The organism is Reella acinonychis, assembly GCF_052384575.1.
Taxonomy (GTDB): Bacteria; Pseudomonadota; Gammaproteobacteria; order Enterobacterales; family Pasteurellaceae; genus JBQSUQ01.
In genome coordinates this window covers 1-13,320 of the sequence record NZ_JBQSUQ010000013.1, presented here as the reverse complement: position 1 = coordinate 13,320, position 13,320 = coordinate 1, and the positions used below count along the sequence as shown (strand labels likewise).

The following is a 13,320-nucleotide window of genomic DNA, read 5'->3' as shown; positions in this document are numbered from 1 at the left end:
AAATAGCAGCGATTGTGGCTGCAGGAGGACAAGCTGGTATCGCTCGAGAATATTTGCTTGGTTATGCGCAGGACGCAGCCAAAATGGGTGTTGCTTTTGATATGGCAGCAGGCGATGCAGGGACGGCAATGGCAACAATGGCAAACGTACTCGGTAAACCTATCAAGGAAATGGCACGTTTTGGCGATGTGATCAATCATTTATCAGACAACGCAAATGCTAAAGCAGCAGATATTGTGAATGTGATCGCTCGCGCAGGTTCGGATACAAGAATGTTGGGGTTAACCGAAAATCAAGCTGCCGCATTGGGTTCAACTTTTCTTTCAATGGGTAAAGCCCCTGAGCTGGCAGCGCAAGCCATTAAAGGGATGAGTGCCTCTTTTGCAGACTTAAAGGCTGGAAAGCACGCCAAAGAATTAGCGATGTTAGGATTAACACCTAAATCTTTTGCTAAAGCAATGAATAAAGACGCGCAAGGCGCGATTTCAGATTTTATTGAGCGCGTGAAGAAATTGCCAAAAGACAAGCAATACCCAATCCTCGCCAAAATGTTCGGTCGCCAATATGCCGATGACATGATGTTGTTGGCACAAAACACCGCGGAATACAACCGTCAGCTCGGCTTGCTTGAAGAGCGCGATGAAAACGGAAATTTGAAATATATCGGCTCAATGGAGCGAGAATTTCAAAACCGAAGTGCAACGACTGAAAACAATTTGCAACTATTGAAAAATAGTTTTACTGAAATTGGGAACACGATTGGCGAAAAATTACTTCCTGTTATCAATACCTTTGTCAATTGGCTCAAGCCGATAATTTACAACATTGTCGAATGGATTGATGCTAATTCTGAGCTGGTTACCATGGCATTGCAAGTTGGCGGTGCAGTTATTGGGGCTGCAGGGGGATTTTTAGCCATGAAAAGTGCTTTATCATTAGGATTAGCAATCCTTCTTTCATTTAAATGGGGCGTGGTTAAATTATTTTCAGGTGTTGTACGACTTGCGGTTGGATTGGGGCGTACCATTGTCTATATCGCCAAGGCAAGTATGTTTGCGTTCAATCTTGGCAAAATACTTGCAGGCTTATTGTTCAAAGGGATTGTTTTTGTTAGCAAAGCAGCTTGGGGGCTAGCTAAAGTTCTCGGCGGTGCTTTAGTGAAAGGCATTACCCTTGCTGGTAAAGCTATGCTTTTCCTCGGACGTGCTTTAATGGCAAACCCTATCTTAATAGTGATCGGTATTATCGCTGCAGCTGCTTATTATGTGTGGAGCAACTGGGCAACCCTTCAACCGAAATTCCAAGCCCTTTGGCAAACCATTACAGGCTACTTTGAAGGCGCCTGGCAATGGATTAAGGGTGCGTGGTCTGGAGTTGGAGAATGGGTTTCTTCCGTTTGGGATAGTGTAACCATCTATTTCAGTAACCTTTGGGGAAGTGTTACATCTCTATTCTCAGGCAATTTTAACCAACTCGGCAATCTAATCCTTGCTTTCAATCCATTGGCGCTCTTTCAGCAAGCTTTTTCAGCTGTCCTCTCATGGTTCGGAGTTGATATGCCTGCCATGTTTACCAACTTTGGTAAAAATATCATCGACGGTTTAGTCAATGGTATAAAAAACACATGGGAAAGTGTGAAACAAAGTGTGTTGGACCTTGGCGGTAATATCACTTCTTGGTTTAAGGAAAAACTGGGTATTCACAGTCCTAGCCGCGTATTTATGGGGTTTGGTGTCAATACTGTTGAAGGATTGGCAATAGGTTTGGATAAAAGCGCCCCTATCGCTACCCAATCTATCGCCAAAATTAGCGAACAGATGCAACAAGGCATGTCGGCAGAAACTGCGCTAAAAATGACCGCGCTTTCTTCACAAGCTGAAACACAACCTTATCAATCCTTACAACAAACCTATCAACAACACCAAATTGAGAGAGATACACAAGGACGCGAAGCGATTAACATCAACTTTAACCCAACCATTCAAGTTAATGGTAGTCAGGAAAAATCAGGATTATTAAACGATATTCAACAGGGCTTAAATATGAGTTTAATAGAGTTTGAACAGCTATTAAATCGCGTATTAGATCAACGTCAACGGAGGGCTTATTAATGTATTTTATGCTCGGCAATATTTCCTTTGAGCCTGCCAATCTCACTGATTTTAATGAAACCCATGCAGCTGAATTTGCTGAACATCAGGTGTTAAAAGGCAAGCCACAACTGCAAGCCATGGGGGAAAAGCTCATTGAGTCACATTTTACCTTGCGTTTGCATTATCGCTTAGGTGGCGTAGAAAGCCGCTATCAAGCCTTATTGGAAGCACAATCTAAGCAAGAAGCACTCGCGCTCATTTGGGGACGAGGTAAATATCGAGGTAATTTTGTGATTACCGCTATTAGTTCAACCACACTATTTACTGATGCTGAAGGCAATGTGCTCTGTCGTGAAATGGATATCAGCCTAAAAGAATATGCTGGAGAACTTGAAAATAATCCTCTCGGTGCGGCGTTGAATTTGTCTAGTGGCTCATTGTTGGGGTCGTTATTGCCTGCAGGTATAACTAATGGTTTGTCACAGGTCAAAAATGCGGTGCAAAAAGGGCTGGAATATTACAATCAAGGTAAACGTATTGTGGATGAGGTGCGTAATACTGTCGCCTTGGTACGTCAATTTGCTGATAATCCTTTGGCGGCAATTAATCACTTACCACACGCCCTAACGGGTTTAGATCAGGCTTTAGGCTGTTTTAGTGAGGTGAAATTACTGTCCAATATATTTTCTGAGGCACAAAAGGTACTCCCTATGGTCGCTGAATTCGGGCAAGAGGTTGCCTCGATTTATGACGAACTCAACACTATGCGCCAGCATTTCAGTGGTGCAAATACAGAAAACGCATGGGATGATTGGTTTACTCCTGCTGATACCGCATTAAATAATGTGAATAATAGTATGGATATGCTCGCGCCACGCGTGGCGAAAATGACAGCTTGGATTGTATTGCGCAGCGATGAAACAATAGAAGAAACGGAGACAGATAATGGCACAAACCTATCTTAAGCACATCGTCAAACAAGGAGAGCGTTGGGACAGTCTTGCCTATCATTATTACGGTAACGCCTGTGAATACAGTCGTATTATTGATGCCAATCCTCACATCAGCCTATGTGAAATGCTACCCACTGGTGCGGTGTTGTTTATCCCCGTTTTGCAAGTTAAAGCAACTAATAATGCAGATATGCCACCTTGGCTAAGAGGTCGAGATGAGTAATGTGCCACAACCTGATTTTTCACTTTTTTATGAGCAAACCAATATCACTGCCGATATTGAGCCTGATTTAATTGAGCTTAATTACACTGATTATCTTGAAGGGCAATCGGACGAGCTATCTGTTGAGTTTTACGACAAAAGCGGAAAATGGATTCGCCAGTGGTTCCCAACACAAGGTGATAAGCTCAAAGCCGCAATTGGCTACAAAGGCACGCAACTCGTAGATATTGGTGCATTTGAAATAGATGAAGTGGAATATCGCTACAAACCCTCAACTATTCAGTTGCGCGCGCTTAGTACAGGGATTAGCAAGTCCAATCGCACCTTAAAGCCAAAAGCCTTTGAAAACACCACTCTTGCACAAGTGGTAAACAAAGTGGCAGAACAGCTGAAATTGAAAGTGGTCGGCAAAATCAAACACATCCCGATTAAACGTATTACGCAATATCAAGAGCGGGATGTGGAATTTTTAGCTCGTTTAGCACGTGAATATCATCATAGTTTTAAGATTGTGGACAATCAGTTGGTATTTACTGACAAATCTGAGTTAGGTGTCAGTGAACCTGTGTTGATATTGGATGAACATGATGTGCTGAGTTTACGCCTACGTGACCGCATTAAAGATACCGCCAAGGCAGTGGATATTAGTGGTTATGATGCCAATGGTAAAAAACTAGTCAAAAAACGTAAAAAATCCACCGCGCTTCGCCCTCAATTGAAACAAGCACAAACCGCAAGTGGCGATGTGTTGAAAGTGGTGACACGCGGTGAAACACAAGAACAAATTGATGCACGTGGTGAGGCGGCATTAGCGGAACAAAATGACGACCAATCTGCAGGTAATATCAGTCTTGTAGGTAATCCAAAACTCGTGGCTGGCGCAACGATAGAATTACGCAACCTTGGTGTGTTTTCGGGTAAATATCTCATCAAGTCCTCGCGCCATCGCTTTGCAAAATCACAGGGGTACACCACAGACATTGAAGTGCGTCTGCTCGAATTTATCCCCGATGATTTAAACCTAACGGAAGCCAAAAATGAAACAACCAACCCATAATTTCGGTGCAACCTATCAAGAAGGCATTGTCAGTGCAGTAGATGCTGCCAAACACAAAGTGCGGTGTAAAATCCCTGCACTTGAAGACTTGGAGACTACATGGTTGCCGTTTCTTACACCTAATGCAGGTGGCAATCAGTTTTACTGCTTACCTGATAAAGGCGAGCTTGTGGCAATACTACTTGATGCTCGTGGTGAAGGCGGTTGTGTACTTGGTACGATTTACAACGAGCAAGATCCTACTCCGACACAAGATAATGCCATGTGGATGAAAAAGTTTAGTAACGGCACTGAGATTTCCCATAATCGCAAAACAGGCGATGTCATTGTCAATACCACTGGCAACGTGATAGTAACCGCAGGTCAAGCCATTGTGCATGCGGATACACGAGTCAATGGTAATTTGCATGCTACAGGGGCTATCACTTCAGACACCTCTGTTGATGCGCCATCTGTTACCTCTAACGGTGTTGTATTGGATAGCCACCGCCATAACGGTGGACCAACACCTGACAAATAATTCTTTAAACCAGTTTAAAATCAATTCCTTGTTATAGCCTGTATCCTCAGGCTATGAACACACAAGACAGTATCTATTCAACCCATTGGCAACTTTCACCACATGATGATAAATCAGCGGTGGTGCAAGGTGTTGATGATATCCATCAGTGCATAGCTAACATTCTTGCCACGCATAAAGGCTCGGATGTGCTGCGTCCTGAATTTGGCTCTGATCATTTTCGTTATATTGATGCGCCTGAAGATGTTGCTATCCCAAATTTTGTGCGCGAAATCACCCAAGCGCTACAACGCTGGGAAAAACGCATCAACATTGAACAGGTGTTAATTGCAGGCTCAGCTCCTCACTTTACTTTTACTGTGCTATGGATGTTGACCGATGCAGTCTATCCCGAAATTCATGCGACAGAGGTAAGCCACAATGGATATTAATAACCGCTACGACATTAAAGTGGTGCCTGAAGATGTAAAACAAATTCTCGCCGATAGCATTGCGAAATATGAGAAAGACACAGGCAAAATGTTGCAACCTGCTCATATTGAACGCTTGATTATTAATGTCTATGCCTTCCGCGAATTATTAACTCGTAAAGGCATTAACGAGGCATTTCGTCAAACCTTTCCACAAACCGCCACAGGCATTGCTCTCGATTTATGTGGTGAAACCATGGGGTGTTACCGTTTAACAGACAAACCAGCACGTTGTATTTTACGTTTTTCAGTGCAAGGCGTTCATCAATCCATTCTTATTCCTAAAGGCACTCAAGTCGCCGTTAGTGATGATCTTTATTTTGCCACATTAAATGATGATGTGATCACTCCACTCATTTCATACGTAGAAATTGAGGCTGAATGTAATCAAGTGGGATTGAAAGGCAATGGTTGGGAAGTGGGACGCATTAAAAATCTCAAAACTGCACTAAATTCCACTGTAGTTGAAGTGCGTAATGTCGATATTTCTAGTGGCGGATTAGTCCGAGAAGCTGATGATGACTATCGCAAGCGCATACTCGCAGCACCAGAGGCATTTAGCTCGTGCGGCTCAATCGCTGCTTATGATTACCATACGCGAGCAGTTTCACAAGCCATTGCGGATGTCAATATTGCTACACCTAAAGGTGGGCTTGTGCGTATCACTGTACTGACAAAAACGGGACTCCCTGATAGTCGCCTGTTGCAAGATATAAAAAAACACCTCAGCGCAGAACGCTTGCGCCCACTTTGTGACACCGTAGAAGTTATCGCACCAACTCAGCGAGATTATCAAATTCGCGCAGAATTAACCTTGTTAGATGGCTATCGCGAAGACGTTGTTAAAACCAAAGCAAGAGACGCACTGCAGCAATATTTATCGGACAAAACCAAAAAGCTAGGAATGGACATTGTGCCAAGTGCCATTATTTCGGCATTGCGTGTTGAAGGAGTTTATGATGTCAACCTTATCCAACCGAGCAAAACAGTCGTCGCAGACAATGAATGGGCAAACTGTACAAGCCTAAGTATTGAAGTCGCAGAAGGACGCACTAATGGCTAAGTTGCAATATGCAGATATTATCGTTAATGACCCTAAATATACCGCACTTGCAGATTTAAGCTTACGTTTAGGGCAATTAAGTACTCAGCAAATTATGACAACGTTAGTTGAGTTGCTAGGAGATGAATTTACCCCCTTATTAGCGGAAAAATGGAGTGTAACAGGCTATGACGGTGAGTTTGTAGCGGAAAGCGAAGGCTCGAAGCAAGCATTAATCAAAAATGCCATTGAACTGCATCGACGTAAAGGCACGCCAAGTGCTATCCGAGAAGTATTGCGCAAACTTGGTTTTGGTGAAATCGAAATTGACGAAGGGTTAAAAGATCGTGTTTATGAAAACACCAATGTGACTCGCATACCAACTGAAGAACGCTGGGCGCATTATGCTATCCGACTCACTCAACCTGTCACTAATGAACAGGTTGCCAATATCCGCAAAGTGTTGCGTAATTTTGCCCCCGCAAGATGTATTTTGGCAGTGCTGGACTATAAAGCTGCAGCAATCCGATACAACAACAAAGCGCGCTATGACCGCACTTATAACCATGGCTCTAACTAATTTTAAAGTAGATTAAAGGACGTTTAAATGGGATTTTTTGCACAAGTAAAAAAATGGGTAAATCAAGTTTACCTCATCGAAGAAAATGACCCAGTACATGGTGGTGAAAAAGGCATTACCAACCGCCCACTACGTGAACTGGCGGACCGTACTGAGTATTTAAAAGCACATTTACAGCCTAAGGACATTAGCGCAAGCAGTAGCAATACCTCTGATACACAAGGTCATAGCCACGCCATCGACCAAGCCAGCACCACACAAAAAGGGATTGTGCAACTCACCAATGACACAGGACTGGATAGTGAAAGCTTAGGACTCACCGCCAAAGCGGGTAAAAAACTGGCGCAAATGATTGCAACAGTGCAGCAAGCATTGGGTAACTATATCAAAAATGATAAAAAATCCGACTCAGTGGCAAGTGATTCCTCTGACAATGTGGCGACAAGCAAAGCGGCGAAAACTGCCCACGATAAAGGTGTTGAGGCATTGAATAAAGCTAATGATGCAAACGATAACGCCAACGGAAGAGTAAGCAAAAGTGGCGATACAATGACCGGCAACCTGGAGTTTGACAGTAGTTATAATTTTGTCAGAGGCAAAAAAAATGGTGTTAATAACTGGTATGTGGGTAATCAGCGTGAATCAGATGACGATATTGCATTACATAGTTACGCTTATGGTTGGGGTATTTATATCAAGTCGGACAGAATAGAGGCTAATAAAGATTTATATGTGGATCAGTACAGGGTACACCATAATGGCAATACTTACCTAGATGTTACAACTAGCCAATATGGGGGCTTAACTATTATCCGTCCAAGTCGCCAAGATAAAATGATAATAGAGAGTAATAGCAATAAATTTGTACTTTATCGGAGAGATATCAATAACAGCAGAAATTACTACGAAGTATCAGTCCCAGAAAAAAGTGGCACGCTAGCTCTCAAAGGCGATATTGCAATATTAACGGGGGCGGTAGGTAATAATTCAACTTTACCACTACCAGCGGGATTCAGTGAAAATGAATGCTACTTTCACATATCAATCCGACGCAGTACGGAGTTAAGTAAATTGGACGGTAGAAACCCAAATTATATGGTATTAGATTATTACCTTACAGGGAGAGTGGTTACAGCTAAAACTTACAGTATAAATGGTACACACACAGAACCGGGTACTGGCAGAAAATACGATAATGCCAGCGTCAATTATATTGTGATAGGAGTGAAAAAATAATGTACTACATTTTTAATCAACAAGGTGATTTTGTGGCAAGTTGCAATCTTGAGCCAGATTCTGCGGATTTGATGAGCCGAAACGAGACTGTGGTGCAATCAGAGGATATTTTTGATAATCCAGTGTTAATCAACGGGATAATTGTAGAGCAATCCCCTCGACCTAGCTCCTATCATAAATTACAAAATGGCATTTGGGTGATTTCAGATGAACATCAAGTCCAATTAAAAGCCGAACAACAAACACAAGTCTGGGAGCAAATCAAACAAAAACGCCATGATAATTTGCGCGGTGGTTGCTATGTTAAATCGGTGGATAAGTGGTTCCATACTAATGATGAAAGCCGTCAACAATACATTTTTATGCGTACCCTAGACCAGCTACCGCCAATCCAATGGAAAACCATGGATAACAGTTTTGTGACACTCACTAAAGCGTTATTGGATGAATTATCTATGCAAATGCTACTCAATGAGCAAGCAGACTTTACCAACGCTGAACGCCACAAGGCGCTGATGGAGCAAGCGGACACCCCCCTTGATTATGATTTTAGCACTGGCTGGTCGGCGGTTTATCAAGGAGATTAACTATGGAGGCACAAATCTATTTGGCTCTCTACAAGGGCAAAAAAACGGGTAAAAATCCCACCGCACTTTTGGCACGCTTTAGCGACTGGCTTACTCGTAAATTGACCAAGGGTATCTACTCCCATTGTGAGCTTGTGGTTGAGAAGAAAGAGTTTGTTGGTGGAGATCCATACCCTTACGTTACTTATGATTGTTATTCATCCTCTATCCGTGATGGCGGTGTGAGGTATAAAAATATGTTGCTAGACCGTGACAAATGGGATCTGATTCCGATAAATATGATATCCGAGCAGCAAATCATCCGCTATTTTAATCAGACTAAAGGCGCAAAATACGACTGGTGTGGCGCGTTTGGCATTGTATTTGGTGTTAAGCACAAACGCAGCCGATATTTTTGCAGTGAGTGGTGTTTTAACACCCTTTTTAACAGCACCGACGGGTGGCGATTTAGCCCAAATGATTTAGCAGAGATTGTAAGAGGACTTAACAAATGACCAAAGTAACTCCAGCGTATTTAAAAAGCCTAATTGTTAACACTGAGTACGTGCATCAAGGTGTACTCACTATCTGCACGCTCACCCTTAAAAACGGCTTTAATGTTGTGGGGACAAGCGCTTGCGTGGATGAGTCAAACTACAATCAAGAGGTGGGCGATAAGGTGGCATTTGAGGATGCCTTTGACAAAATTTGGGTGCTAGAGGGCTACTTGCTCAAACAAAAAATGTATGAGCAAAAACAACCTAGTCAAGTTAAATTACGCAATGGCAATGCAGCTCAAATCGTCCATGAGAGCGATTTTGGCAAGTTATTGGTAGTTGAGTTTAACGGAGATGAGCTACCACCTACCCATTGGCATAATGCCGATGGCTCTTATTGGGCAGATGCACAAAGTGATTTAGATATTGTGGAGGGGGTAGATGGATTACACTAAAAATAACAAACAAACAAACAAACAAACAAACAAACAAACAAACAAAGCGTAGTCCATTTTAAACAAGCTCCGCTACCATTTATTGGGCAAAAGCGCATGTTTTTAAATCACTACAAGCAAGTGTTAAATGATAATATCCCCAATGATGGCGAGGGGTGGACAATTATTGATGCCTTTGGCGGTAGCGGTCTATTAAGCCACGTAGCAAAACGTATCAAGCCTAAAGCACGCGTTATTTACAATGATTTTGATAATTACGCTGAGCGCGTAGCACATATTGATGATATCAATCGCTTGCGACAGCTTATTTATCCACTACTGGCAGATGTGCCAAAACAAAAGCGTTTGTCGGCAGAGTTAAAACAACAAATCATCAATGTAATTAAAGGTTTTGATGGTTATATTGACAGTCATATTCTTTGCGCATGGCTACTATTTAGTGGTCAACAGGTAAGGGGTTTGGATGAGTTGTTCAAAGAGGATTTTTGGCACTGCTGTCGCCAAAGTGATTATCCAAGTGCAGATGACTATTTAGATGGGATTGAGGTAGTTAATGAGAGTTTTCACTCTTTACTGCCCAAGTTTAAGGATGACCCCAAAGCGCTATTTATGCTTGACCCACCATATTTATGCACCCATCAAGCTAGTTACAAACAAGCGCGCTACTTTGACTTGGTTGACTTTTTACGGTTGATAGATTTAACCAGACCTCCATACCTCTTTTTCAGCTCAACCAAAAGCGAGTTTATACGGTTTATTGATTATCTAATCACAGATAAGGTCAAAAACTGGCAAGCCTTTGATAATGCCCAACGCATTGCTATTAACACCTCAACAAGCTATGCGGGCAAATATGAGGATAACTTGGTTTATAAATTCTAGTTTAAACGCCTTTTAAGGACATTTTTAAAGGTACTTAAATCTCAAAAATCTTAGGTAACAAATAACCACTTGAACTGAGAAAATGCGCTAAAAATCGTTTCTCACTTCAAGTGGTTATTTTTCTCAAATTTCGCGGTCGGCAACAATTAGGTCTGGAAAATTGATTTTCTTCACTAACAAATCCATTTCCTTCTACTTCAACAATCATTGGTTTAACGGAACCAATTTTTATGACAGGTAAGCCTTCATCAGTCCATTCGCTACTTTTGAATGCATATCCGTTTCTCATTGATGAAATATCAGACAAAACGCTAATATCCCACCCCTTCGGCACTTCTACACCATCAATCACATCCAATTCGCTGGGGAACTGGTGGGCGAGTTGGGCGAGTTTGTTGTAGTCTTCGGGGTGGGTTTGGCGGTAGGTGGCAAGTTCGGCGGGGGATTTTCCGCTGATGATGCCCATTGCCGCTTGGTCGGCTTGATCGTCCGTTGCCCCTTGTGCTTTGGCGGCGGCTTTGGCTCGCACAGGGTCGAAGTCGATAAACCAGCTTTTAAAGATGGCTTGGGCGATCTGTTCTAGGGTTTGGTTGATTTGGGTGTTGAGTTGGATTTTTTGGTCGAAAGCACTTAAAAATGCCCCTACATTTTTTCTGTTCTCTTTATCAGGAAAGTTAAACTCAAATTCTGATAAGGATTGCCAAGAAACTCTCTGCCTTCCCGATGTTCCTTCCATTCGTGATTTGGCATATTCTCTAAATTCAGGTAATTGAGCAAAATAATATAAGTAATCTTGATCAAATTCTGGTTCCTTGGCAGACATAACAATAAACTCTGTTGAACCAAAAGCAACTTCATCATCTTTTAATTCAAAAACTTGAGCTGTTTTACCATTTTCTAGGCAGGGAGTTATACGAGCAAATAAAACGTCGCCATTTTTAAACTTTGTTCCAGAGCCACTAAATTCTTTTAGTTCAATTTTCTCTATATATCGTGCATTAGTAGGCAATGAAGCCATTTCTATAAAAGATGTTACAGTTCCCTTTTTTAAAGATCTTGTTGGGTTAAATACCACAATTTCTGATAACTTACTCATACCCCAACTCCTTTAAATTCGCTTTGATTTTGGCTTCCAACTCGGCACTTTGTTTAAATTGTTCGGCTAAACAAGCGGTGAGTTTTTGCATTTTGTCGCTAAAAGGTATGCCGTCGTCTTCCTGTTCGGCGGTGCCGACATAGCGTCCGGGGGTGAGTACAAATTGTTGTGCTTCAATTTCGGCAAGTGTGGCGGAATAACAATAGGCGGCTTGGTTTTCATAGCCGTCTGCAGCTTGCCATCGGTGGTAGGTGCCGGCGATGTGGGCGATGTCCTCAGGTTTGAAATCCCTTAAAACGCGGTCTTTCATATAGCCGATTTGGCGGGCATCGATAAACAGCACTTCGCCTTTACGTTTCTTGCTTTTGTTTAAAATCCAAATGCAAGCGGGAACAGTCGCATTAGTGAATAGATTACTAGGCAAAGCAATCATTGCTTCAACTAAATCAGCATTGATGATGTTTTTGCGAATCTCGCCTTCGTTATTTGTTTGGCTAGACATTGAGCCATTGGCAAGCAGCAATGCCATTTTGCCTTTGGGCGATAAATGGTAAATCATATGTTGCATCCAAGCAAAGTTAGCGTTGCCTTCAGGTGGTTTACCATATTGCCAGCGAGGGTCACTTTCGAGCTTGGCATTCCACCACTCTCTCATATTAAACGGCGGATTTGCCATCACGAAATCAGCACGCAAATCAGGATGTTGTGGATTACGTAATGTATCAGCACTGCCTTTGCCAAAGTCGAACTCCAAACCACGAATCGCCATATTCATTGCTGCCAGTTTCCATGTTGTTGGATTGGATTCCTGCCCATAGATGGAAACATTGTTGATATTGCCCTGATGGGCTTGGATAAAGCGTTCGGTTTGCACAAAAAAGCCGCCCGATCCCATTGCTGGGTCGTAAATTCTGCCTTGGTAGGGCTCAATCATTTCGACAATCAGGGAAACAATGGATTTCGGGGTGAAATATTGCCCTGCACGCTTACCTTCAGCAAGAGCAAATTGCCCGAGAAAATATTCGTAAACGTGCCCGAGAATATCTTTGGCGGCAAGGTGCAGTGGCGTGCCGTTGTAATCTTTGGCGGTAAAACTGGTGCTGGAAAATAAATCGACCAAGCCGATTAAGATGCTTTCATCCACATTAAAGGGGGAGATGCGTTGGATCACGCCTTTGAGTTTGTCGTTGTGATTTTCAATGGCTTGGAAAGCATCATCAATCAAATTCGCCACGCCTTTGAATTTATCGCCCCAAGGCAGCGGATCGCCGTTATTGAATTTGACGACTTTGTTGAGATTATTCCAACGGGCTTTTTCCGGCACGATAAAGACGTTGTCTTTTTGGTAATAATCGGCTTGGTTCAATTCATCGGCTAAAAGTTGTTGATATTCGCTGTCGCTGTAGCCTTCGGGCGAGAGATAAAAGGGATTGTCAGGGTCGGTCAGCTCTTGTCGGATTTTTTCGCGTTGCTGTTCGAAGGTGTCGGAAACGTATTTGAGAAAAATCAAGCCGAGCACAACGTGTTTATAGTTGGCGGCATCGAGCTGTTGGCGGAGTTTGTCGGCGGATTGCCAGAGTTTGGCATCGAGTTCGTTAAGAAAGGCTTGTTGGGCGGCTAGAATTTGAGCCTGCTGTGCTGTGCTGTGCT

Annotated in this window: 15 protein-coding genes; 13 read left to right on the top strand and 2 right to left on the bottom strand. The window is 42.7% G+C overall.

Going from position 1 to position 13,320, the window contains the following annotated elements; all coding sequences use genetic code 11:
- The 13 genes from ACT2CV_RS06360 to ACT2CV_RS06300 all read left to right on the top strand — a co-directional run.
- A partial coding sequence (locus tag ACT2CV_RS06360; protein WP_464974052.1) for a phage tail tape measure protein occupies positions 1–2,111 on the top strand: 2,111 nt, incomplete at its 5' end.
- Complete coding sequence (locus ACT2CV_RS06355; protein WP_464972292.1) at positions 2,111–3,058, top strand: phage tail protein; 948 nt, start codon at positions 2,111–2,113, stop codon at positions 3,056–3,058. The genes ACT2CV_RS06360 and ACT2CV_RS06355, both read left to right, overlap by 1 nt.
- On the top strand, positions 3,039–3,269 hold the full coding sequence (locus tag ACT2CV_RS06350) for a tail protein X (protein WP_464972291.1): 231 nt from the start codon (positions 3,039–3,041) through the stop codon (positions 3,267–3,269). Before ACT2CV_RS06355 ends, ACT2CV_RS06350 begins: the two co-directional genes overlap by 20 nt.
- Positions 3,262–4,326, top strand: coding sequence for a phage late control D family protein (locus ACT2CV_RS06345; RefSeq protein ID WP_464972290.1), 1,065 nt, complete (start codon positions 3,262–3,264; stop codon positions 4,324–4,326). Before ACT2CV_RS06350 ends, ACT2CV_RS06345 begins: the two co-directional genes overlap by 8 nt.
- Positions 4,307–4,846 (top strand): phage baseplate assembly protein V, encoded by a 540-nt coding sequence (locus tag ACT2CV_RS06340; RefSeq protein ID WP_464972289.1) that lies wholly within the window; start codon positions 4,307–4,309, stop codon positions 4,844–4,846. The genes ACT2CV_RS06345 and ACT2CV_RS06340 overlap by 20 nt, the downstream gene beginning before the upstream one ends.
- A gap of 53 nt (positions 4,847–4,899) precedes the next feature.
- Positions 4,900–5,277 carry a GPW/gp25 family protein gene (locus ACT2CV_RS06335; protein WP_464972288.1) on the top strand — a complete coding sequence of 126 codons (378 nt, stop codon included), beginning with the start codon at positions 4,900–4,902 and terminating at the stop codon, positions 5,275–5,277.
- Positions 5,267–6,379, top strand: coding sequence for a baseplate assembly protein (locus tag ACT2CV_RS06330; RefSeq protein WP_464972287.1), 1,113 nt, complete (start codon positions 5,267–5,269; stop codon positions 6,377–6,379). The genes ACT2CV_RS06335 and ACT2CV_RS06330 overlap by 11 nt, the downstream gene beginning before the upstream one ends.
- Entirely contained in the window at positions 6,372–6,938 is a 567-nt protein-coding gene (locus ACT2CV_RS06325) for a phage tail protein (protein WP_464972286.1), read from the top strand. Before ACT2CV_RS06330 ends, ACT2CV_RS06325 begins: the two co-directional genes overlap by 8 nt.
- Before the next feature lie 27 nt (positions 6,939–6,965).
- Positions 6,966–8,174: a hypothetical protein gene (locus ACT2CV_RS06320; protein ID WP_464972285.1), complete on the top strand. Its 1,209-nt coding sequence runs from the start codon at positions 6,966–6,968 to the stop codon at positions 8,172–8,174.
- Positions 8,174–8,761 (top strand): DUF4376 domain-containing protein, encoded by a 588-nt coding sequence (locus ACT2CV_RS06315; RefSeq protein ID WP_464972284.1) that lies wholly within the window; start codon positions 8,174–8,176, stop codon positions 8,759–8,761. The genes ACT2CV_RS06320 and ACT2CV_RS06315 overlap by 1 nt, the downstream gene beginning before the upstream one ends.
- A 2-nt stretch (positions 8,762–8,763) precedes the next feature.
- A complete protein-coding gene (locus ACT2CV_RS06310) occupies positions 8,764–9,255 on the top strand; it encodes an enoyl-CoA hydratase (protein WP_464972283.1) in 492 nt (163 codons plus the stop codon).
- Positions 9,252–9,692: a Gp49 family protein gene (locus ACT2CV_RS06305; RefSeq protein ID WP_464972282.1), complete on the top strand. Its 441-nt coding sequence runs from the start codon at positions 9,252–9,254 to the stop codon at positions 9,690–9,692. The genes ACT2CV_RS06310 and ACT2CV_RS06305 overlap by 4 nt, the downstream gene beginning before the upstream one ends.
- Before the next feature lie 96 nt (positions 9,693–9,788).
- Complete coding sequence (locus ACT2CV_RS06300; protein WP_464972281.1) at positions 9,789–10,574, top strand: hypothetical protein; 786 nt, start codon at positions 9,789–9,791, stop codon at positions 10,572–10,574.
- Positions 10,575–10,680: 106 nt separating this feature from the next.
- Here the strand turns inward: ACT2CV_RS06300 and ACT2CV_RS06295 are convergent, their stop codons facing one another.
- Positions 10,681–11,670, bottom strand: a complete 990-nt coding sequence (locus ACT2CV_RS06295; RefSeq protein ID WP_464972280.1) for a restriction endonuclease subunit S — start codon at positions 11,668–11,670, stop codon at positions 10,681–10,683.
- Positions 11,663–13,294, bottom strand: coding sequence for a class I SAM-dependent DNA methyltransferase (locus tag ACT2CV_RS06290; protein ID WP_464974053.1), 1,632 nt, complete (start codon positions 13,292–13,294; stop codon positions 11,663–11,665). Before ACT2CV_RS06290 ends, ACT2CV_RS06295 begins: the two co-directional genes overlap by 8 nt.
- Between the last annotated feature and the right edge of the window lie 26 nt (positions 13,295–13,320).